At 67.7% G+C, this 20,685-nt stretch carries 17 protein-coding genes; 10 read left to right on the top strand and 7 right to left on the bottom strand.

What is annotated here, in order from left to right:
• Positions 1-5 precede the first annotated feature (5 nt).
• A complete protein-coding gene (locus tag M3M28_RS10465) occupies positions 6-1,325 on the bottom strand; it encodes a YihY/virulence factor BrkB family protein (protein ID WP_249386408.1) in 1,320 nt (439 codons plus the stop codon).
• Positions 1,326-1,408: 83 nt separating this feature from the next.
• On the opposite strand from M3M28_RS10465, the gene ptsP reads away from it, so the two are divergent.
• Positions 1,409-3,067 carry a phosphoenolpyruvate--protein phosphotransferase gene (gene ptsP / locus M3M28_RS10460; protein ID WP_249386407.1) on the top strand — a complete coding sequence of 553 codons (1,659 nt, stop codon included), beginning with the start codon at positions 1,409-1,411 and terminating at the stop codon, positions 3,065-3,067.
• A 126-nt stretch (positions 3,068-3,193) separates the two neighbouring features.
• Positions 3,194-4,003 carry a TSUP family transporter gene (locus M3M28_RS10455; protein WP_249386406.1) on the top strand — a complete coding sequence of 270 codons (810 nt, stop codon included), beginning with the start codon at positions 3,194-3,196 and terminating at the stop codon, positions 4,001-4,003.
• A 218-nt stretch (positions 4,004-4,221) separates the two neighbouring features.
• Here M3M28_RS10455 and M3M28_RS10450 read toward each other — a convergent pair whose 3' ends face one another.
• The 5 genes from M3M28_RS10450 to M3M28_RS10430 form a co-directional block, all read right to left on the bottom strand.
• Entirely contained in the window at positions 4,222-4,980 is a 759-nt protein-coding gene (locus tag M3M28_RS10450) for a succinate dehydrogenase iron-sulfur subunit (RefSeq protein ID WP_249386405.1), read from the bottom strand.
• A 23-nt stretch (positions 4,981-5,003) separates the two neighbouring features.
• Positions 5,004-6,842: a succinate dehydrogenase flavoprotein subunit gene (sdhA, locus tag M3M28_RS10445; RefSeq protein WP_249386404.1), complete on the bottom strand. Its 1,839-nt coding sequence runs from the start codon at positions 6,840-6,842 to the stop codon at positions 5,004-5,006.
• A gap of 56 nt (positions 6,843-6,898) precedes the next feature.
• On the bottom strand, positions 6,899-7,348 hold the full coding sequence (locus M3M28_RS10440) for a succinate dehydrogenase hydrophobic membrane anchor subunit (RefSeq protein ID WP_249386403.1): 450 nt from the start codon (positions 7,346-7,348) through the stop codon (positions 6,899-6,901).
• Positions 7,349-7,360: 12 nt separating this feature from the next.
• Positions 7,361-7,783, bottom strand: coding sequence for a succinate dehydrogenase, cytochrome b556 subunit (gene sdhC, locus M3M28_RS10435; protein WP_431193844.1), 423 nt, complete (start codon positions 7,781-7,783; stop codon positions 7,361-7,363).
• Positions 7,784-7,948: 165 nt separating this feature from the next.
• Entirely contained in the window at positions 7,949-9,097 is a 1,149-nt protein-coding gene (locus tag M3M28_RS10430; RefSeq protein WP_249386402.1) for a glycosyltransferase family 4 protein, read from the bottom strand.
• Between the two features lie 125 nt (positions 9,098-9,222).
• On the opposite strand from M3M28_RS10430, the gene M3M28_RS10425 reads away from it, so the two are divergent.
• The 7 genes from M3M28_RS10425 (at position 9,223) to M3M28_RS10395 (ending at position 17,530) form a co-directional block, all read left to right on the top strand.
• Complete coding sequence (locus tag M3M28_RS10425) at positions 9,223-10,341, top strand: mannose-1-phosphate guanylyltransferase (protein ID WP_249386401.1); 1,119 nt, start codon at positions 9,223-9,225, stop codon at positions 10,339-10,341.
• 141 nt (positions 10,342-10,482) lie between these two features.
• Positions 10,483-11,583 carry a BMP family lipoprotein gene (locus M3M28_RS10420; protein WP_249386400.1) on the top strand — a complete coding sequence of 367 codons (1,101 nt, stop codon included), beginning with the start codon at positions 10,483-10,485 and terminating at the stop codon, positions 11,581-11,583.
• Positions 11,584-11,722: 139 nt separating this feature from the next.
• Positions 11,723-13,228, top strand: a complete 1,506-nt coding sequence (locus M3M28_RS10415) for an ABC transporter ATP-binding protein (protein ID WP_249386399.1) — start codon at positions 11,723-11,725, stop codon at positions 13,226-13,228.
• Positions 13,218-14,477: an ABC transporter permease gene (locus M3M28_RS10410; RefSeq protein WP_249386398.1), complete on the top strand. Its 1,260-nt coding sequence runs from the start codon at positions 13,218-13,220 to the stop codon at positions 14,475-14,477. Before M3M28_RS10415 ends, M3M28_RS10410 begins: the two co-directional genes overlap by 11 nt.
• A gap of 2 nt (positions 14,478-14,479) precedes the next feature.
• The gene (locus M3M28_RS10405; RefSeq protein ID WP_249386397.1) at positions 14,480-15,772 is read left to right on the top strand and encodes an ABC transporter permease; all 1,293 of its coding nucleotides are present in this window, start codon (positions 14,480-14,482) and stop codon (positions 15,770-15,772) included.
• 15 nt (positions 15,773-15,787) lie between these two features.
• Positions 15,788-16,213, top strand: a complete 426-nt coding sequence (locus tag M3M28_RS10400; protein WP_125106863.1) for a cytidine deaminase — start codon at positions 15,788-15,790, stop codon at positions 16,211-16,213.
• Positions 16,214-16,246: 33 nt separating this feature from the next.
• Positions 16,247-17,530 carry a thymidine phosphorylase gene (locus M3M28_RS10395; RefSeq protein WP_249386396.1) on the top strand — a complete coding sequence of 428 codons (1,284 nt, stop codon included), beginning with the start codon at positions 16,247-16,249 and terminating at the stop codon, positions 17,528-17,530.
• 31 nt (positions 17,531-17,561) lie between these two features.
• On the opposite strand, the gene M3M28_RS10390 is transcribed toward M3M28_RS10395, so the two are convergent.
• A complete protein-coding gene (locus M3M28_RS10390) occupies positions 17,562-19,175 on the bottom strand; it encodes a helix-turn-helix domain-containing protein (RefSeq protein ID WP_249386395.1) in 1,614 nt (537 codons plus the stop codon).
• 122 nt (positions 19,176-19,297) lie between these two features.
• Here M3M28_RS10390 and lysA point away from each other — a divergent pair, with 122 nt between their 5' ends.
• Positions 19,298-20,626 carry a diaminopimelate decarboxylase gene (gene lysA, locus M3M28_RS10385; protein WP_249386394.1) on the top strand — a complete coding sequence of 443 codons (1,329 nt, stop codon included), beginning with the start codon at positions 19,298-19,300 and terminating at the stop codon, positions 20,624-20,626.
• Positions 20,627-20,685 lie beyond the last annotated feature (59 nt).

Genomic DNA, 20,685 nt, shown 5'->3' with positions numbered 1-20,685 from the left:
CAATCCTATCGGCGCAGGGTGATGTCGTCTTCGTCGATGCCCTCGCGCTCGGCCTTCGCCTCGAGCGGGTCGTAGCCCATGCGCAGCGTGCGGATCTCGTTTTCGGTGGCCACCTGCTCGCCGATCACGGCCTCGTACTCGCGGCGCACCTTGCGGCGGCGCCAGCGCGGCAGCTGCTCCATCTCATTCTCGATGCGCAGCCGCGTCGTCGCGAGGCGGTCGCGGCGGGCCTCGAGCTCGGCCTGGTGGGTGAGGCGCTCGGCCTCCTCGAGCGAGAGCACGCGCGGCGCCTGCCCGAGGTCGTCCATCGTCACCTTCACCCACGAGGCGGTGATGAGCAGCACCATGCAGAGGAAGTTGAAGAAGATGAGCACACCGAGAATCGTCGCGAAGGTGGCGATGAGCGGGTTCGAGGTCGCGCCGCCGAGCAGCGCGCTGCCGAGGTAGGTAAGGATGCCGATCGCGACGCCGCCGATGAGCGAGCCCGACCAGAGCGTCTTGCCGGGGATGCGGATCTGCGCGAGCACCCGCAGCATGGCCGCGACGACGGTGGTGTAGACCGCGAGCGTGACCGCCATACCGGCGAGCTGGATCATGACTCCGCCGGCGACGCCGAGATTGAGGCCAAACACGTCGCGGATCAGCCAGTTCGCGAGACCACTACCGGCGGCGACGACACCGGCGGCGAGGATGAGCATGAGCGCACCGGCGACCATGAGGCCGAGGTCGGTGAGCCGCGTTACGGCCATGCTGCGCTCGGGCGCGGCCGGCAAGTCGAACATCGCGCGGATCGCGAGGCGCGAGCCGTTGAGGAAGTTCATCGCGGTCCAGAGCGTCGAGGCGAGCGCGATGATACCGGCGATCGTGAACGAGCTGCCCGCATCGAGCGAGAGCAGGTCTTCGGCCTTGACGACGCCGCTGCCGCCGCCGGTGTCGATGAGGCCTGGCACCATGTCCGAGAGGGAGGTGATGAGCGAGTTCATCAGCTCCTTGTTGCTGCCGACGACGAGGCCGAGCACCGAGAAGAACACGAGCAGGGCGGCGAACACCGAGAACAGGGCCGAGTAGGCCATGCCACTCGCGAGGGTGCCGCCGCGGCGCTCCGACCAGTGCTTGACGACGCGCATCGGTCGGGTCGCCTGCACCCAAGTCACGAGCGCCTTCATCCGGTCGGCGAACGTCGCCTTTTCGGGCAGCGTCGGGTACGGGGGGATGATCGTGACGCGCGCGAGGGAGAGCTCAGTGTCCGCGCTGCTGTGCTGCCGCGAGCGCGAGGTGGCGGACGCAGCACCGTTGGTAGACTTCGTCGACTTTGCTGAGGTCACACAGACACCTTACGCGGCGCGCCACTACGCTGACCTAATGCGCTCTGCCCGGAGCGCACGAACCGAGCCGAAAGGTTTGCACGATGGAGCTTCACGGTTTCGGAGTCGGGACTCGAATTGCGATCGGCAATGCCGTGCGCATGCCCGACCCACTGCCCATTCCCGAGGACGTCGCGTTCCGTGGCGATGTTGCCGCCGAGCAGGAGCGCGCGAAGGCCGCAATCAAGTTGACGCAGAGCCAGATCGCCGCGCGTGCGAGCGAAGCCGAGGGCTCGCTCAAGGAGGTGCTCGAGGCGCAGTCGATGATGGCCGCCGACCCTGCCATCGAGGGCCTCGTCACCGGCGCCATCGAGGCCGGCAAGACCGCGGAGCGTGCGGTCTATGAGTCCTTCCAGCAGTTCGCCGACACCCTCAAGGCGATGGGCGGCTACATGGCCGAGCGCGCGACCGACCTCGGCGACGTGTCGCAACGCATCCGTGCCCAGCTCGCGGGCGTGCCCGCGCCCGAAGTTCCGCAGCGTGACGAGCCCTTCATCCTCGTCGCTGTCGACCTCGCCCCGGCCGACACCGGCAAGCTCGACCTCGACAAGGTGCTCGCCTTTGTGACCCGCGACGGCTCGCCCAAGGCACACACCGGCATCATCGCGGCCGAGAAGGGCCTGCCGGCCGTCGTGGCGGCCGCGGGGGCCGATGACATTCCCGATGGCGCGCTCGTCGTGGTCGACGCCGCGACCGGCCAGGTCATCGTCGGGCCGACGAAGCACCAGCTCGACGAGGCCCGCGCGAAGCAGGAGGAGCAGGCGAAGATCGCGGATGCGCCGATCGAGCCGGGCGCGCTCGGCGACGGCGAGCCCGTGCAGCTGCTCGCCAACGTCGGCAAGCCCGCCGACTCGCAGCCGGCGGTTGACCTCGGCGCCGAGGGCGTCGGCCTGTTCCGCACCGAGTTTCTGTTCCTCGACCGCAGCGCGCCGCCGACGAAGGACGAGCAGGTCGAGGTGTACACCTCGCTCATGCGCCCCTTCGCGGGCAAGAAGGTCGTCGCGCGCGTGCTCGACGCCGGCGCCGACAAGCCGCTGTCGTTCCTTAACGACTCGGCCGAGGCCAACCCGGCGCTCGGCATGCGCGGCATCCGCATCCTGCGCGAACGCGAGAGCCTGCTGCGCGACCAGCTCGCGGCGCTCGCCGAGGCCCGCGACCGCTCGGGCGTCGAGCTCTGGGTGATGGCCCCGATGGTCGCCGATGCCGCCGACAGCGAGTACTTCACGGCCGTGGGCCGCGAGTACGGCCTCGAGGTTGTCGGCTCGATGATCGAGGTGCCGTCGGCCGCGCTGCTCGCCGAGCAGGTGCTGCGCACGAGTGACTTCGTGTCGATCGGCACGAACGACCTCACCCAGTACACGCTCGCCGCCGACCGCGTGCTCGGCACCGTCGCGAACTTCCAAGATCCGTGGCACCCCGCCGTGCTGCGCCTCGTCGCCGAGACCGGCCGCGCCGGCCAGGCGACCGGCAAACCCGTCGGCGTGTGCGGTGAGGCCGCGGCCGACCCGCGCCTCGCCGTCGTGCTCGTCGGCCTCGGCGTGAAGAGCCTGTCGATGGCGCCGCCCGCGCTCGCGGGCGTGCGCGTCGAGCTGCGCAAGTTCACGCGCGAGCAGGCGAACGAGGTCGCGCAACGTGTGCTCGCCGCCGCCTCGGGCGACGAGGCGCGCCAGCTGTTCGACGCCTACGTCGCCGAGCAGGGCTAGTTCGGGATTCTGCAGAGGCTCCCCGGGCTGGCGGGGCAGGATGCGCTTGGTCGCGTGTTCCGCCCCGTCGGGTCGGGGAGTTTCTCGTTGCTGCTGGGCGTGCGGGCGGCGGCGTAGGGTGGCCTGGTGTCTGCTGAGCTCGCCCCGTGGTTGCCCGTTGCGTGGACGACCCTCGTGCTGCTCATCGTCGCCGCGTTCGGCGCGGGCTGGATTGACGCGGTCGTCGGCGGTGGCGGGCTGATTCAGCTGCCCGCGCTCGTCATCGGTCTGCCGCAGACCCTGCCGAGCCCCTATGTGCTCGGCACGAATAAGCTCGCGTCGTTCATGGGCACGCTGAGCGCGAGCCTCGTGTACCTGCGCAAACTGCGCACGCAGCTGGTGGTGATCGTGCCGCTCGCGCTCGGCGCCTACGCCGGCTCCACCGGGGGAGCGTGGTTCTCGCGCTTTCTGCCACGTGAGGTGCTCACGCCGATCGTGCTCGTCGCGGTGGTGGGCATCGGTGCGTACATCCTGTTCAAGCCGCACCTCGGACTCAGCCACGAGCCGCGCCACGAGGGCCACTCGATGGGCTGGCGCTCGGGTTTGATCGGCCTCTCGGTCGGCTTCTACGACGGCTTGCTCGGCCCCGGCACCGGCTCGTTTTTCGTGATCCTCATGGTCGCGGTGCTCGGGTTTGGCTTCCTCGAGGCGAGCGTGAACGCGAAGATCGCGAACGTCGTGACGAACATCGCCGCGATTGTGCTCTACGGCCTCCACGGCGAGGTCGTCTGGGTGCTCGGCCTCTGCATGGGCGTCGCGAACGTGCTCGGCGCCGTCATCGGCGCGCGCATGGCCGTGCGACGCGGTTCGTCATTCGTGCGCAAGATCTTCGTCGTCGCCATCTCGATCCTCGCCCTCAAACTCGGCTGGGACACCGTCGACCTCTTCTGGCTCTGACGCGCGCGACGCGTGGTGCGCGCCCCCGCCCGTCCCGCCGCATCCGGTGTGGGCCTGTCGTACCGCATCCGCGCACGACCTGCCCGGCGCATCGGTGGTGGGGGCCGACGCGCACGGGGCGGACGCGCACGGGGCCGACGCACACGCAGCGAGCGCCGGAAACGAGCCGGGGCGCGCATCCGACGAATCGGATGCGCGCCCCGGCTACCAGCCTCAGGCTACGGACGACCGCGCAGCACGGCCTGCTTGACCTCGGCGATGGCCTTGGTGACCTCGATGCCGCGGGGGCATGCGTCGGTGCAGTTGAAGGTGGTGCGGCAGCGCCACACGCCTTCCTGGTCGTTGAGGATGTCGAGACGGGTCGACGCGGCCTCGTCACGCGAGTCGAAGATGAAGCGGTGCGCGTTCACGATCGCGGCGGGGCCGAAATACTGGCCGTCGGTCCAGAACACCGGGCACGAGGTCGTGCACGCGGCGCAGAGGATGCACTTGGTCGTGTCATCGAACACGGCGCGGTCCTCGATCGACTGGATGCGCTCCTTCTCGGGCTTGTCCGAAGCCTGCAGGAAGGGCTGCACCTCCTTGAACGCCTCGAAGAAGGGGTCCATGTCGACGATGAGGTCGCGCTCGAGCGGCAGACCCTTGATGGCCTCGACGTACACCGGCTTGGTGATGTCGAGGTCCTTGATCAGCGTCTTGCACGCGAGGCGGTTGCGGCCGTTGATGCGCATCGCGTCGGAGCCACACACGCCGTGCGCGCACGAGCGGCGGAACGCGAGGGTCGAGTCCTGCTCCCACTTGATCTGGTGCAGGGCATCGAGGATGCGGTTGGTCGAGTACATGTCGACGGTGAACGACTGCCAGTACGGCTCATGGTCGGTCTCCGAGCTGTAGCGACGCACGACGATCTCGACCTTGAAGGGCTTCTCCGGCTCTTCGACCTGGGGCGCGGCGGTGTCAACCTGCGATTCAGTCATTGCGATGATCTCCCTTCAAATTCCTAGTACTTGCGTTCCTGCGGCACGTAGTGCGTCATGCGCACCGGCTTCTGCCCCAGGGTGATGTGGTCGGCCGGGTCAGCCGAGGTACGGTCACCCGTGAGGTACGCCATGGTGTGGTGCATCCAGTTCTCGTCGTCGCGCTTCGGGTAGTCGTCACGCATGTGGCCACCGCGCGATTCCTTGCGGTTGCGCGCCGTGTAGGTGACGACCTCGGCGAGGTCGAGGAGGAAGCCGAGCTCGATGGCCTCGAGCAGCTCGGTGTTGAAGCGGTGGCCCTTGTCGTGCACGTGCACGTTGCGGTAGCGCTCGCGCAGCTGGTGGACGACCTTGGTCGCCTCCTCGAGGGTCTCTTCGGTGCGGAACACCTGGACGTTGGTGTCCATGGTCTCCTGCAGCTCCTTGCGGATCTCGGCGACCGACTCGGTGTGCTGCTCGGCGTCGGTCGCGCGGAGGTCGGCGACGAGGCCGCGGACGAAGGCATCGGGGTCAGCGGGGAGCTCGACGAAGTCGGCGGTCTTCGCGTACTTCACGGCCGAGCGGCCGGCGCGCTTACCGAAGACGTTGATGTCGAGGAGCGAGTTGGTGCCGAGGCGGTTCGAGCCGTGCACCGAGACGCACGCGCACTCACCGGCGGCGTAGAGGCCGGGCACGACGTCCTCGTTGTCGTTCGCGAGCACCTCGGAGTCGTTGTTCGTCGGGATGCCACCCATGGCGTAGTGCGCGGTGGGGTAGACGGGCACAGGCTCGGTCACCGGGTCGACACCGAGGTAGGTGCGCGCGAACTCGGTGATGTCGGGGAGCTTCGTCTCGAGCACCTCGGCACCGAGGTGGGTGCAGTCGAGGTAGACGTAGTCCTTGTTCGGGCCGGCGCCACGGCCGTCGAGCACTTCCTGCACCATCGAACGGGCCACGATGTCACGCGGCGCCAGGTCCTTAATGGTCGGCGCGTAGCGCTCCATGAAGCGCTCACCCGAGTCGTTACGCAGGATCGCACCCTCACCACGCGCACCCTCGGTAAGGAGGATGCCGAGGCCGGCGAGGCCGGTCGGGTGGAACTGGAAGAACTCCATGTCTTCGAGCGGCAGGCCGTTGCGCCAGATGATGCCGACGCCGTCACCCGTGAGGGTGTGGGCGTTCGAGGTGGTCTTGAAGACCTTGCCGAAGCCACCGGTCGCGAAGATGAACGACTTGCCCTGGAACACGTGCAGGTGGCCGGTCTTGAGCTCGTACGCGATGACCGCGGCCGGGCGCTTCACGCCGTCGACCTCAACGAACGACACGTCGAGCGCGTAGTACTCGTTGAAGAAGCGGATGTTGTGCTTGACGCAGTTCTGGTACAGCGTCTGGAGGATCATGTGGCCGGTGCGGTCGGCGGCGTAGCAGGCGCGGCGAACGGGCGCCTTGCCGTGCTCGCGCGTGTGCCCACCGAAACGACGCTGGTCGATCTTGCCCTCGGGCGTGCGGTTGAAGGGGAGACCCATGTTCTCGAGGTCGAGCACGGCCTCGATGGCCTCCTTCGCGAGGATCTCGGCCGAGTCCTGGTCAACCAGGTAGTCGCCACCCTTGACGGTGTCGTAGGTGTGCCACTCCCAGTTGTCGTCCTCGACGTTCGCGAGGGCGGCGGCCATGCCACCCTGCGCCGCGCCGGTGTGCGAGCGGGTCGGGTAGAGCTTGGTGACGACGTCGATGACCGCACCGGTGCCGGCCTGCTCGGCCGCCTCGATGGCGGCGCGCATGCCCGCGCCGCCGGCGCCGACGATCACGATCTCGTTGCGGTGGAAGTGGACGGTGACGCCGTCCACAACCTTGGTGGTGTCCTTCAGCTGTTCAGCAGCCATGATGTTCGAAAAGTTCCTTCGTTCTACGCGTTCGCGAGCGGGTGTTCAGCGGCGCACTAGGCGGCGCAGACCGAAACCGACCCGGCGCCGTGGATGCAGGGGTTCACGCCGAAGGCGATGAGCACGATGACGCCGAGGATGATCTCGACAGCGCAGGCGATCCACAGCGTGGTGATGAGCGCCTTGCGCGGGCCCGGCTTGTAGACGTAGTCGTTCACGATGGTGCGAAGACCGTTGGTGCCGTGGATCATCGCGAGCACGAGCATGAGGCCGTCCCAGATGAGCCAGAACGAGAACTGGAACTTCTCGGCGACGACGAACTGGTAGTCGATCTGGTGCACGCCGTCGCCCGCGATGAGGTTCGAGTAGAGGTGCACGAAGACGAGGACGATGAGCAGCACGCCCGAGACGCGCATGAAGACCCAGCCGGTGCGTTCCCAGTTGCCGGAGCTCTTCTTGCGCTCGGCGAGCGGGGTGCGCGGGTATTCGACAGTTTCAATAGTCATGGTGCGTCCCCCTTAGTGACCGAACACGTGCGACAGGTGCATGATCGCGAACGGGATCATGACGACGAACCAGATAACGATGACTCCCCAGAACATCCCGCGCTGGATGCGGGTGCCGCCGGGGAGGAAGTCGATGAGGATGATGCGCAGGCCGTTGAAGGCGTGGTACGTGATCGCACCCACGAGACCGAGCTCGCCGAGACCCATGATCGGGTTCTTGTACGCACCGATCACGGTGTTGTACACCTCGGGGCTGACCAGCAGGAGCGCGCTGTCAAGCACGTGCACCAGCAGGAAGAAGAAGATGGCGACACCGGTGATGCGGTGGAGCACCCACGACCACATGCCCTCGTTGCCCCGATAAAGGCGACCGCCAAGGGCGCTCTTTTTCGGTGCGGTGGCAGTGGCGGGGGTGCCGGTCGAGGATGATGACACGGAACTACCCTTCTCTTGGTCTAGGCCGGCGGCGCTACGTCGCCTGGCGTGTGAGTGGCGCAGGGCACCACGTGACGTGATCTTGCGTTTTTGCACAACTCACACTTGATGCCAGGTTACCCCGTTTTGAGGCAACCTTCAGCGAGGAGCGCTATTAGGTGGGCCTTACTCGCGGCTGAATGCGGCGGCCGTTTGGGTCGCCGCGATCACGTCGTCGTAGTGACCGAGCAGCTCATCGCAGATGCCCTCCCACGAGCGGTCGAGCACGCGGCGGCGGCCGGCCTCGCCCATCCGGGCCCGCAGCATCCGGTCGCCGACGAGGCGCTCGACGTAGGCCCGCATCGAGTCGATGCCGCCGCGCAAGGCGGGGTCAAAGAGGTAGCCGTCGTCACCGTGCGTAACAAGGTCGACCGGGCCGCCGGCGAGCGGTGCCACGACGGGCAGGCCGGCGGCGTGCGCCTCCTGCAGCGTCTGGCCGAAGGTCTCTTCGGTGCCGGTGTGCACGAACAAGTCGAAGCTCGCGTAGGCGAGCGAGAGGTCGCGGCCGCTGCGGCGACCGAGGTAGGTCACTGGCATGCCGTGCAGGGCGGCGCGCACCGACTCGTCGCTCGGGCCCTCGCCGACGATCGCGAGGTGGATGCCCGGAATGCCGCGGAGCTGCGCGAGCCGCTCGACCTGCTTCTCTGGCGCGAGCCGGCCGACGTAGCCGACGACGACCTCGTCGGGCCCCGCGATGCTCGCGCGCAGCTCGGCCGCGTCGGGTGCGAGGCGGTGGTTCGGGTGGTAGGCCTCGAGGTCGACGCCGCGGCCCCAGGTCTTCACCCGCTCGAAGCGGTTGCGCTCGAGGTCGCGAATCGAGTGGGTCGACGGCGCGAGCGTGACGTCGGCCTGCGAGTGCACGCTGCGGAGGAACATCCACGTGACCTCGCGCATCGCGCCGAGGCGGTTGCGCTCGGTGTAGCCGGCGACGTCGGTCTGGAAGATGGCGACGGTCGGGATGCCTCGGCGTCGGGCGGTCGCGAGCGCGTTCCAGCCGAGCATGAAGGGGGATGCGGCGTGCACGACGTCGGGGTTGAAGTCGCGCAGCAGCTGGTCGACCTGGAGGCTCGGGAGGCCCACCGGGAACTCGCGGAGGTTCACCGTCGTCACCTCGTGCACCGGGAAACCCGCGTATTCGGCCGGCGCACCGGCCTTCGGGCAGATGACGATCGCCTCGTGCCCCCGCAGCCGCAGGTGCTCGAGCACCTTGCGCACGCTGTTGGTGACGCCGTTCAGTGTCGGCAGGAAGCTTTCGGTGACCACTGCGACTCGCATGATGTATCGACCATAGGAGGCGCCAGTAGCCGTGGGTTGAACCCCAGGCGAACTTCGGGACGAGATTGGGTTGCGTGGACGTATCTGCTGCGAACCTTGAACCGTCGGGCACTACAGTCGTGCGCATGCCCAATAACTTGGACCACTTCTATGCGGTGATTCCGGCAGGTGGCGTGGGGTCTCGCTTGTGGCCGCTGAGTCGTGCGGACCGCCCAAAATTCCTGCGCGACATCGCCGGCACCGGCACCACGCTGCTCCGCTCGACGTGGGAGCGCCTCGCACCCCTCACCGGCGACGAGCGCATCTACGTTGTGACGGGCGCCGCCCACGGCGAAGAGGTGCAGCACCAGCTGCCCGAACTGCTGCAGCACAACGTGATTCTCGAGACCGAGGGGCGCGACTCGAGCGCCGCCGTCGGGCTCGCCGCCGCGATCATCGAGCGCCGCCACCCCGGCGCCGTCATCGGCTCCTTCGCCGCCGACCACCTCATCTCGGCCGACACGCGTTTCCGCCGCGCCGTCGTCGAGGCGGTGCGCGCCGCGAATGAGGGGCTCATCGTGACGATTGGCATCCAGCCCATCGAGCCGTCGACCGCGTTCGGCTACATCCGCGCCGGTGAACCGCTCGAGATCCTCGGCGCCCCCTCGGCCCGCCAGGTCGACGCGTTCATCGAGAAGCCGAAGGCCGCGACCGCCCGCCGTTACCTCACCTCGGGTGAGTACCTCTGGAACGCCGGCATGTTCATCGCCCGCGCGAGCCGCCTGCTCGCCGAGCTCGAAGAGAACGCGCCCGAGCTCGCCGCGGGCATCCACGAGATCGCCGAGGCGTGGGATTCGCCAGCACGCGACGAGGTCGTGGCTCGCGTGTGGCCGACGCTCGACAAGATCGCGATCGACTACACCGTCGCCGAACCCGCCGCGAAGAAGGGTGGCCTTGCGGTCATCCCCGGCTTCTTCGGCTGGGACGACGTCGGCGACTTCGCCGCCGTCTCGCGCGTGCACGAGGGCGTGAGCAACTGCGACGAGGGCGTCAGCGCGATCGGATCGCCCGAGCGGGTCATCGCCTATGAGTCGAGCGGGCTCGTGATTTCCGAGACCGAGCGCGTCATTGCGATCGCTGGGCTGCAGGACGTCGTGGTGATCGACACCGAGGACGCCTTGCTCGTGACGACGCGCAAGAACGCCCAGCAGGTGAAGCAGCTAGTCGGCTTGATCAAGGAGTCCGACCATCCGGAAGTCTTGTAGCGAACCGACAGCACTGCACGGCAGGCGTAGCCAAATCGTTAGGGAGCGCGACACTAGTCGTCGCGGCTGTGAGAAAAATCAACATAGACTCAACTCAAGGTGAACATTCCGCACGGGTGCGGAACTACTTGAGGAGAACCAATGGGTATGTCTCGCAAGAAGGCGGTCGGCGCGCTCAGCGTCGCGTCGATCAGTATGCTCGCGCTCGCGGCGTGCGGTGCCCCGCCCGCTGACACCGAGGCGACCGGTGGCGCAGGCAGCGACAACAGCGACTTCCTCGCGTGCATGGTGTCGGATGAGGGCGGCTTCGACGACCGCTCGTTCAACCAGCTCGCGCACGAGGGCCTCGAGATGGCGGTCGACCAGCTTGGGATCTCCTCGGCCGAAGCGCAGTCGAGCTCGCCTGACGACTTCCAGCCGAACCTCTCGGCGATGGTTGACCAGGGCTGCAACCTGATCATCCCCGTGGGCTTCAACCTTGCCGATGCGACCCAGGCTGCCGCCGACGCCAACCCCGACACCGACTTCGCGATCGTCGACGTCGACTACCTCAGCGCTGACAACCTCCTGCAGCTCAACTACGACACGGCACAGGCCGCGTTCCTTGCCGGTTACGCTGCCGCGGGTCAGTCGGAGAGTGGCAAGGTTGCCACCTTCGGTGGCGCCCAGATTCCCTCGGTCACCATCTTCATGGATGGCTTCGCCGACGGCGTTGCCTACTACAACGAGGAAAAGGGCACCGACGTTGAGGTGCTCGGCTGGGACGTTGAGGGCCAGAACGGTGAGTTCGTCGGCAACTTCAGCGACCAGACCAAGGCGAACCAGATCACCGAGGGCTTCCTCGCCCAGGGTGCCGACATCATCCTGCCGGTTGGTGGCCCGCTCTACCAGGGTGCCGCTGAGGCGATCCGTGCCGACGGCGACAACGCGCTGCTGCTCGGCGTCGACAGCGACCTTCGCGAGAAGGAGCCGGACTACGCAGACATCATCTTCGTCTCGATCGAGAAGGGTCTCGACGTGACGGTCTACGAGGCGATCGAAAGCGCGGTCGAGGGCAACTTCGCCGGCGGCACCACCTACACTGGCACGCTCGAGAACGAGGGCGTTGGCCTCTCGGACTTCGGCGACTTCGAGTCGGAGCTGCCGGACGGCATGCTCGACGAGCTCGACACGATCCGCCAGGGCATCATCGACGGCACGATCGAGGTCGAGTCGCCTTCGTCGCCCGCGGTTTCGGAGTAACCATTCCCTCGCGCTGACGCGCGACCCGTATGCGATTTGAGCCCGGTCAAGCCCTTAGGAGCTCGGCCGGGCTCAAATCGCGCCGGTGGCCCGTTAGGCTTCCTGCAGAACCCCACCCGTTGCTTGGAGAAGGTCTCGGATGAAACTCGAACTCCGCGGTATCACGAAGCGCTTCGGCAACTTCACCGCAAACGACAGCATCGACCTCACTGTTGAGGAGGGGGAGATCCACGCGCTGCTCGGCGAGAACGGCGCGGGCAAGTCGACCCTGATGAACGTGCTCTACGGGCTCTACACGCCCGAAGAAGGTGAAATCCTCCTCGATGGTGAGGTCCAAAACTTCTCCGGGCCCGGCGACGCGATGCGCGCCGGCATCGGAATGGTGCACCAGCACTTCATGCTGATTCCCGTCTTCACGGTGGCCGAGAACCTCATGCTCGGCCACGAGCCCACGAAGGGCGCGGGCATTCTCGACCTCCAGGCCGCGCGCACCCGCGTGAACGAGATCTCGGAGCGCTTCGGCTTCCGCATCGACCCCGACTCGGTGGTCGAAGACCTCTCGGTCGGGCAGCAGCAGCGCGTCGAGATCATCAAGGCCCTGTCGCAGGAGGCGAAGGTGCTCGTGCTCGACGAGCCCACCGCCGTGCTCACGCCGCAAGAGACCGACGAGCTCATGCGCATCATGGACGAGCTGCGTCAGCAGGGCACCTCGATCGTCTTCATCTCGCACAAGCTGCGCGAGGTGCGGCACGTGAGCGACCGCATCACGGTCATCCGCCGCGGCAAGGTTGTCGGCACGGCCGAGCCGACCGCGTCGAACGAGGAACTCGCGACGCTCATGGTCGGCCACGACGTGTCGCTGACGGTGCAGAAGGATGCGCCGAAGCTCGGCTCCGCGTCGTTCCAGGTGCGCGACCTCACCGTCTTCAGCCCGACCGGCCAGCGCCTGGTGGATGGGCTCAGCTTCGAAATCCGCGAGGGCGAGATCCTCGTTGTCGCCGGCGTGCAGGGCAACGGCCAGACCGAGCTCACCGAGGCGATCCTCGGCCTCCAGCCGAAGACCGACGGCTCGATCACGCTCAACGGCAAAGAGGTGCTCGGCCTCAGCGTGAAGCAGGCGCTCAACACCGGCATCGGTTTTGTCCCTGAGGACCGCACCGTCGACGGCATCGTCGGCGAGTTCACGATCGCCGAGAACCTGATCCTCGACGAGTTCGACCGCAAGCCGTTCTCGAAGGGCATCGCGCTCGACCTCGGCGCGATTCACGAGAACGCCGAGCAGAAGGTCGAATCGTTCGACGTGCGCACACCGTCGACCGAGACCGCCGTCGGCCGCCTCTCGGGCGGTAATCAGCAGAAGGTCGTGCTCGCGCGCGAACTCGGGCGACAGCTCAAGCTGTTCATCGCATCCCAGCCCACGCGCGGCCTCGACGTCGGCTCGATCGAGTTCGTGCACGACCAGATCGTCGCGACGCGCGACTCGGGCATCCCGGTGCTCATCGTGTCGACCGAGCTCGACGAGGTCGTGCAGCTCGCCGACCGAATCATGGTGATGTACGACGGCCGCTCGATGGGCATCGTGTCGGCCGACACCTCGCGCGAAACACTTGGACAGATGATGGCAGGTATTCCCCATGGCGAATGACGCGAAACTCACGCCCGACGTCGACCAGCCGCCGGTCGACAAGGTGCGCACCGGCTCCACGAACGCCCTCGCCGACGAGCCCTGGCGCGGCGTCTGGCGCGACATCCTCGGCGGCTCGTTCGCCCGCTCGCTCATCGCGATCGTCATCGCGCTCTTCATCGGTCTGCTCATCGCGGTCTTCACCGACCCGGATGTGCAGAGCACGCTCGGCTACGTGTTCGCCGCGCCGCAGCACTTCTTCCAGGCCGCGGGCGCGCTCATCGGCGACGCCGTGCAGGCGCTCATCAACGGCGCCATCTACAACCCGAAGCGCGGGTTCCTCCCGCTGCTGACGACGCTGCAGTGGGCGACGCCGCTCATCGCCGCCGGTCTCGGCCTCGGCATCGCGTTCCGCGCCGGCCTCTTCAACATTGGTGGTCAGGGGCAGCTGCTCGTCGGCGCGTTCTTCGCCGCCTACGTGGGTTCCAACTGGGCCCTGCCCCCGGTGCTCCACCTCGTCGTCACGATCATCATCGCGATCCTCGCCGCCTCGATGTGGGCCGCGATCGTCGGCTGGCTCAAGGCACAGACCGGCGCGCACGAGGTGATCCTCACGATCATGTTCAACTGGATCGCTTACTGGGGCGTCACCTACCTGCTCAAGCAGCAGCCGTTCCAGGCCGAAAACGCACCGGGCTATGCGAAGAGCAAGGCGATTCTCGAGAGCGCCCGATTCCCCGAGATCGCGGGTGTGTTTGGCACCGGCATCGTCGTCGTGATTCTCGCGGCGGTCGCGTACTGGTGGATCATGGACCGCTCGACGATCGGCTTCCAGATTCGCGCGGTCGGGATCAACCCGAACGCGGCCCGCACCGCCGGCATCAACGTGAAGCTCGTCACGGTGCTCACGATGGCGCTCTCGGGCGGCTTCATCGGCATCGCCGCCGCGACGCAGACGCTTGAGGTGCACCCGACCGGCATCGAGCCGTCGGTGGATGCGGGCATCGGCTTCGACGCGATCACGGTCGCGCTGCTTGGCGGCAATAACCCGATCGGCATCATCTTCGCCGCGCTGCTGTTCGGCGCGCTCAAGGCGGGTGCCGTCTCGATGGAAGTCAGCGCCGGTGTGCCGAAGGACATCATCCCGGTGATCCAGGGCCTCATCGTGCTCTTCGTCGCCGCCCCGAAGTTCCTCGGCTTCCTGCCGAAGCCCACGGGCATCCAACTCGCCGACCGACTGTCGGCTCGCAAGCAGGGTTCGGAGGCGTAACCATGACGAACGACCAGCTCACCCGCGCCGAGGCGGCCCCCGCCGGGGGCGAGACCCTCGCACCCCGCAAGCTGAAGACCCCGATCTTGCTCGCGGTCTTCACGCTCGTCTCGCTGCTCGCCTTCGTGTTCACCGTCGGTGACCAGTCGACGCAGATCGACATCAGCAACCGCGGCGGCGCGATTCAGCTCGACCCGCTCGTGTTCCCGACGATGCTCACGAACGCCGTGCTCACGGTCGGCATGATCGCCCTCACCGTCTTCGCGTTCTCGCGCTCGCTCGCGCGCCAGAAGGTGCCGATGTGGGTGAGCGCCGTGTTCGCGGCGCTCTGGGCGATCGCGCTCATCATCTGGGTTGGCGCCGGCGCGAACGTGCCGCTGGCCTGGCTGCTCACCGGCACCCTCGCCCTCTCGACGCCGATCGTGTTTGGTTCGATGGCCGGCCTCGTTGCCGAACGCTCCGGCGTCGTGAATATCGCCATTGAAGGTCAGCTGCTCTCCGGTGCCTTTGCTTCGGCGCTCGTGGCGAGCCTCACGAGCAACTGGGTCGCCGGCCTCGTTGCCGCGATCGTCGCCGGTGTGCTCATCTCGGCCATCCTCGCGCTGTTCTCAATCACTTACTGGGTCGAGCAGGTCGTCGTCGGTGTCGTGATCAACATGATCGTGCTCGGCCTTACCGACTTCCTCTATTCGGGCCTCATGTCGAGCGACCCGCAGCGCTACAACAGCCCCGACCGCTATCCGACCTGGTCGATCCCGGGCCTGAGCGAGATCCCGGTGCTCGGTCCGCTGCTGTTCTCGAACACGATCGTCGTCTACGCGCTCTTCCTGCTCGTGCCGTTCATGGTGTTCATGCTCTTCAACTCGAAGTGGGGCATCCGCACCCGCGCGGTTGGCGAGCATCCCAAGGCAGCCGACACCGTCGGCATCAACGTCAACGCCACCCGCTGGCGCAACGTGCTGCTCTCGGGCGCGATCGCCGGCTTCGGTGGCTCGTACTACACGCTCGGCCTCGTCGGCGCCTTCGGCTCTGAGGTGACGAGCGGTCAGGGGTATATCGCGCTCGCGGCACTGATCTTCGGCCGCTGGCACCCGGTGTATGCGACGCTCGCGGCGATCCTGTTCGGCTTCGCGTCGAACTTCCGCACGCTCGCCTCGCAGGTGGGCGCCGACCTACCCACCGAGCTCATGGCGATGGTGCCGTACATCGTGACCGTGTTCGCCGTCGTCGGCTTCGTGGGGCAGTCCCGCGCGCCCGCCGCGAGCGGCACACCCTACATCACGCAGGGCCGGTAGCTCGTGAACGATCGGATGCGGGCCGTCGTCGACATCGACTGGGAGACGCTGCGCGCCGCCGCGCGAGAGGTGCAGGCGCACGCGTACGTGCCGTACTCGAAGTTTCGAGTCGGCGCGGCCGCCCTCGTCGACGACGGTCGCATCGTCACGGGCTGCAACGTCGAGAACGCGAGCTACGGCGTGGGCCTCTGCGCCGAGTGCGGGCTCGTGTCGGAGCTCGCGCGCACCGGCGGCGGGCAGCTCATCGCCTTTACCTGCTGCGACGGCAACGGCGAGCGGCTCATGCCGTGCGGTCGGTGTCGGCAACTGCTCAACGAGTTCGCCGCACCGGGGTGTCTCTTCGATACCATCGCCGGCATCACCGACATCGAGGGCATCCTGCCCATGGCTTTCGGGCCTCGCAACCTGAACGATTTCGACGACCGGGGCGAGCCCGCCTAGTACCGACCCGGTCGCCCGCATCGAGGAGGAAAATTGGCTGAGCAGTTTGACGCGATCGAGCTCATTCGACGCAAGCGCGACGGGGGAGCCCTGAGCGGCGACGAGATTCGCTGGTTGATCGCCCGCTACACCGACGGCTTCGTCGGCGACGAGCAGATGGCGGCCATGACCATGGCGATCTTCCTCAACGGCATGCAGCGCGACGAGATCCTCAACCTCACGAACGCGATGATCGCGTCGGGCGAGCGCCTCGACTTCTCGAGTCTGTCGAAGCCGACCACCGACAAGCATTCGACCGGCGGCGTCGGCGACAAGATCACCCTGCCGCTCATGCCCCTTGTTGCGTCGTTCGGCGCCGCGGTGCCGCAGCTCTCGGGCCGCGGCCTCGGCCACACGGGTGGCACGCTCGACAAGCTCGAGTCGATTCCTGGGTGGCGCGCCGAGCTGTCGAACGACGAGTTGCTGCGCCAGCTCGAGGAAGTCGGCGGCGTCGTCTGCGCCGCGGGGGCCGAGCTCGCGCCGGCCGACAAGAAGCTCTACGCCCTGCGCGACATCACGGGCACGGTCGAGGCGATTCCGCTCATCGCCTCGTCGATCATGTCGAAGAAGATCGCCGAGGGCACGGGCGCGCTCGTGCTCGACGTGAAGTTCGGCTCGGGCGCGTTCATGCGCGAGCGCGAGCGGGCCCGCGAGCTCGCCGAGACGATGGTGCAGCTCGGCACCGACGCCGGCGTCAACGTGTCAGCGCTGCTCACCGATATGAACACGCCCCTCGGCCGCACGATCGGCAACGCGAACGAGGTGCGCGAGTCGATCGAGGTGCTCGCCGGCGGTGGCCCCGCCGACGTCGTCGAGCTCACGGTCGCGCTCGCCCAGGAGATGCTCGAGCTCGCGGGCATCCGCGACGTCGACGTGGCCGCGCACCTGCGCGGCGGCCAGGCGATGGATGTCTGGCGCAAGTTTGTTGTGGCGCAGGGCGGCGACCCGGATGCGGCGATGCCGACCTCGCGCGAGTCGCACGAGGTGCGGGCCGAGCGCGATGGCGTCGTGACCCGGCAGGATGCCTACCAGTTCGGCCTGGCCGCGTGGCGCCTCGGCGCCGGCCGCGCGCGCAAGCAGGACCCGGTGGTGCACGCCGCGGGCATCGACCTCGCGGTGAAGCCGGGCGACACGGTGCGCCGCGGCGACTTGCTCTGGACCCTCCACGCCGATGACGCGTCGCACTTCAACCGCGCCCTCGACGCGCTCGATGGCGCGTGGGAGCTCGGCGACGCGGCGCCCGAGCCCGCCCCGCTCATCGTCGACCGCATCCGCTGAGGTTCGGCGCGCGACCCGACCGCTGGCCGGGCTAGTCGGTGGGCGTGCCGCGGTCGCGCGCCCGCCACGCGACCAGCGTCGTCCAAAGGGCGAGGGCCTCATCGGGTTGGTCGAGCTGGACTCCCCAGTCGCGCAGCGCCTGCTGGACTCGGTAGCGCACGGTGTTCTCATGCACGTGCAGGTGGGCGGCCGCGCCGGCGGGGCCGCCCTGCTCGAACCAGGCGAGCATCGTGTCGCGCCGTTCGCGCTGGCGCCGGTCGTCGGCCATGGTGACGGCCGGATGCTGCAGGTACGGATACGTCGCAAATAGCTGCCCGAGGTGGTCGGCAAGGAGCGAGGCGCGGACGTCGTCGCTACTCGTGACCGGCTGAGTTCGCTCGTGGGGCGTGCGGAGAATCGCGTCGAGTTCTTCGCGCGCGGCGACGAAGCCCACCCCGGCGGTGGTGGGGCAGGCGATGGCGGCTCGAATTGCCTGGGTGAATGAGCGCGCCGCGGCACGGATCGTGGCGGTGAGCGCATCCCGGATGCGCGACTCGGTCGCGCCCGTGACCGCGACATAGCAGGCGCCGTTCGTCAGGGCAGCCGCAACGACCGAGACTCGGGCCTGCAGCTGGTGCTCGGCGAAGGCCTGCAGCTGCCGCTCGTCGCCCGGGCTGGCCGGCTCGCCGACGAACTGCAGCGAAATCAGGCGCACCTCGGTGGTGGGCGCGAGCGAGAGCGCGACGAGGTCGCTGCTCGTCGGCGGGATCTCGAGCATCCGACCGAGCGCGGCGTCACGGCGCCGAGCCTCGGCGTCGCTCACCCGCCAGGCCGCGAGCAGGTGCGCGGCGGCCGATTGCGCGCCCCGCTCGAGCGCATCCCGTTTCTCTTCCGAGAGGGGAGCCTCGGGGCCGCCGTCCGGGTCGATCGCCCAGATGCTGCCGAGCTGCATACTGCCGGCCCGCACCGCGATGGCGGCGCGCGGCAGCTCGTGCGCGTCGAACTGCGGGAACTGCACGGGACCGTCGGTGAACTGCACCTGCCGGTACTGCTCGTGATTGCGGGTGGCGTGCGGCACCTGGCGAGTGCGGATGCCGACGCTGCGCGTCTCGTCGATGATTTGGCGCTCGACGGTCGAGTAAGCGAGCAGCGTTCGCGCATGGTTCTCGACCGCGACGGAGCCGCCGAAGACCTCCGCGATGGAGTCCGCGATCGCGAAGAGGTAGTCGGACTGCAGCAGCGACGCAGTGATGCTGGGGGAGGTCTCGCCGATTGCGAGGTCAACGACCGCCTCGAACTCGCGCCACGAGACGTGGTCGTCGAGACGCAGCAGCGCGACGCCACGCGCGGTCTGCGCGCACGCGGCGATCACCTGTTGCGGTGGTTCGCCGCCCTGAATCACGACGCCCGCAGCACCGCGCTTCGCCGCCAGCTCCACGAGGCCGCGCATCGCTTGCTGTCGCAGCGCACGCCACGAGGGGACGAGCACGAGGACGCCCTCGGCAACGCGTTCGGGGGCCGAGTCGTCGTAGAACTCGACCCCAACAATTGCCGGCAGCTCCGCATCCGGGAGGAAAAGCGCGGTGGCGAGCGGGGCCGCGTCCTCGAGCAGCGCGGCGACCGTCGACCCCTGCGGCGAAGAACTTGGAGATATCGACAGACTCATGCCATAAGACTATGAGATACCCCAAAAACAGGGGTGGTCGGCATTTGTACCGTTGCTTGCAACCAAGTTGGTGGCGTTCGCAACACCAACACCGCTGCAAAGCCATCGTGCGAGGAGACCACATGACCGCGAACCAATCGTCGCTCGAGCGTTTGGCGGACGTTTTGCCCGCCACCGCCGCTGCCGACGCCGATGGGGAACTCACGATTGGCGGCTGCCGGGTGAGCGACCTCGCAGCGGAATTCGGTACTCCGCTGCACATCTATGACGAGGCCTCGCTGCGGAGCCAGATGCGCGCGCTCGTCGATGGCCTCCATCGTCGGTGGCCGAACTCGGAAGCGGTGTTTGCTTCCAAGTCGGCGCCCATTCTCGCGATCTACGCCATCGCGGCTTCCGAGGGGATGGGCATCGACGTCGCCGGGCCGGGTGAACTTGAGCTTGCACTCGCGGCGGGGGTGACGCCAGAGCTGATCCACCTGCACGGCAACGCCAAGACGGATGCGGAACTCGCTCGAGCAATCGAGGTCGGCGTCGGTGTCATCATCGTCGACAACGAGGCCGAGCTTGACCGGCTCGAGCGTCTCGTGCCTCGCGGGCGCCGGCAGAAGTTGCTGTTCCGGGTCATGCCCGGCGTCGACGCGAAGACGCACGCGAACATGAACACGGGCGGCAACGACTCCAAGTTCGGCTTGCCGATCAGCGTCGTGAGCGAGCTGATTCAGCATCTCGCGGGCCACGATCGGCTCGAGGTCGCGGGCGTTCACGTGCACATCGGCTCTCAGATCCTCAGCGTCGAGCAGTTCGCGAGCGCGGTCGAAGCGTTGAAGCCGCTGGGCGGGCTCGCGGTCTACGACCTCGGTGGCGGCCTCGGTATCGCCCACCACGAGGGCGAGCAGGCGCCGTCCGTGGACGACTATCTCGACACGCTGATCGACGCCGCCGAACGCTATCTGCCGGCCGATGCGCGGATTCTCATCGAGCCGGGCCGCTCGACCGTCGCTCGCTCGGGAGTCACCGCCTACCGAACGGTGGTCACTAAGGAAACGGGTCGGACATTCGTCGCGGTCGATGGCGGCATGGCCGACTTCGTCGAGGTGGCCCTCACCGGCCAGCGGTTCTCGGCCCTGGTCGCGAACCGGGCGACCGCGGTGCCGAACTCCCGTGTGCAGCTCGTCGGGCGCCAGTGCGAGTCCGGAGATCTGCTCATCGATCAGGCCGAGCTGCCCGACCCGCGCATTGACGACGTCATTGTCATCCCTGCCACGGGTGCCTACACGTACACGATGACCAACAACTACAACGGTGCCGCACGGCCCGCGGTTGTCTTCGTCAAGGACGGCGAAGCACGGCTCGCCGTTCGCCGCGAAACCACCGATGACCTCCTCCGCCTCCACCAACCTGCGCTGGACCACGACTGGGCGACCAGCGCAGTCCCCGCCGCAACGATGTGACTCACAACACCAAGGAGAATTTGATGAAAACTCGTACGCTAATTGCTCTGATGGGCGCG

The sequence above is a fragment of the Gulosibacter sediminis genome (assembly GCF_023370115.1).
In the GTDB taxonomy this organism is placed as follows: Bacteria; Actinomycetota; Actinomycetes; order Actinomycetales; family Microbacteriaceae; genus Gulosibacter; species Gulosibacter sediminis_A.
The sequence above is the reverse complement of the archived record's forward strand: the minus strand, read 5'-3'. Positions and strand labels throughout refer to the sequence as shown.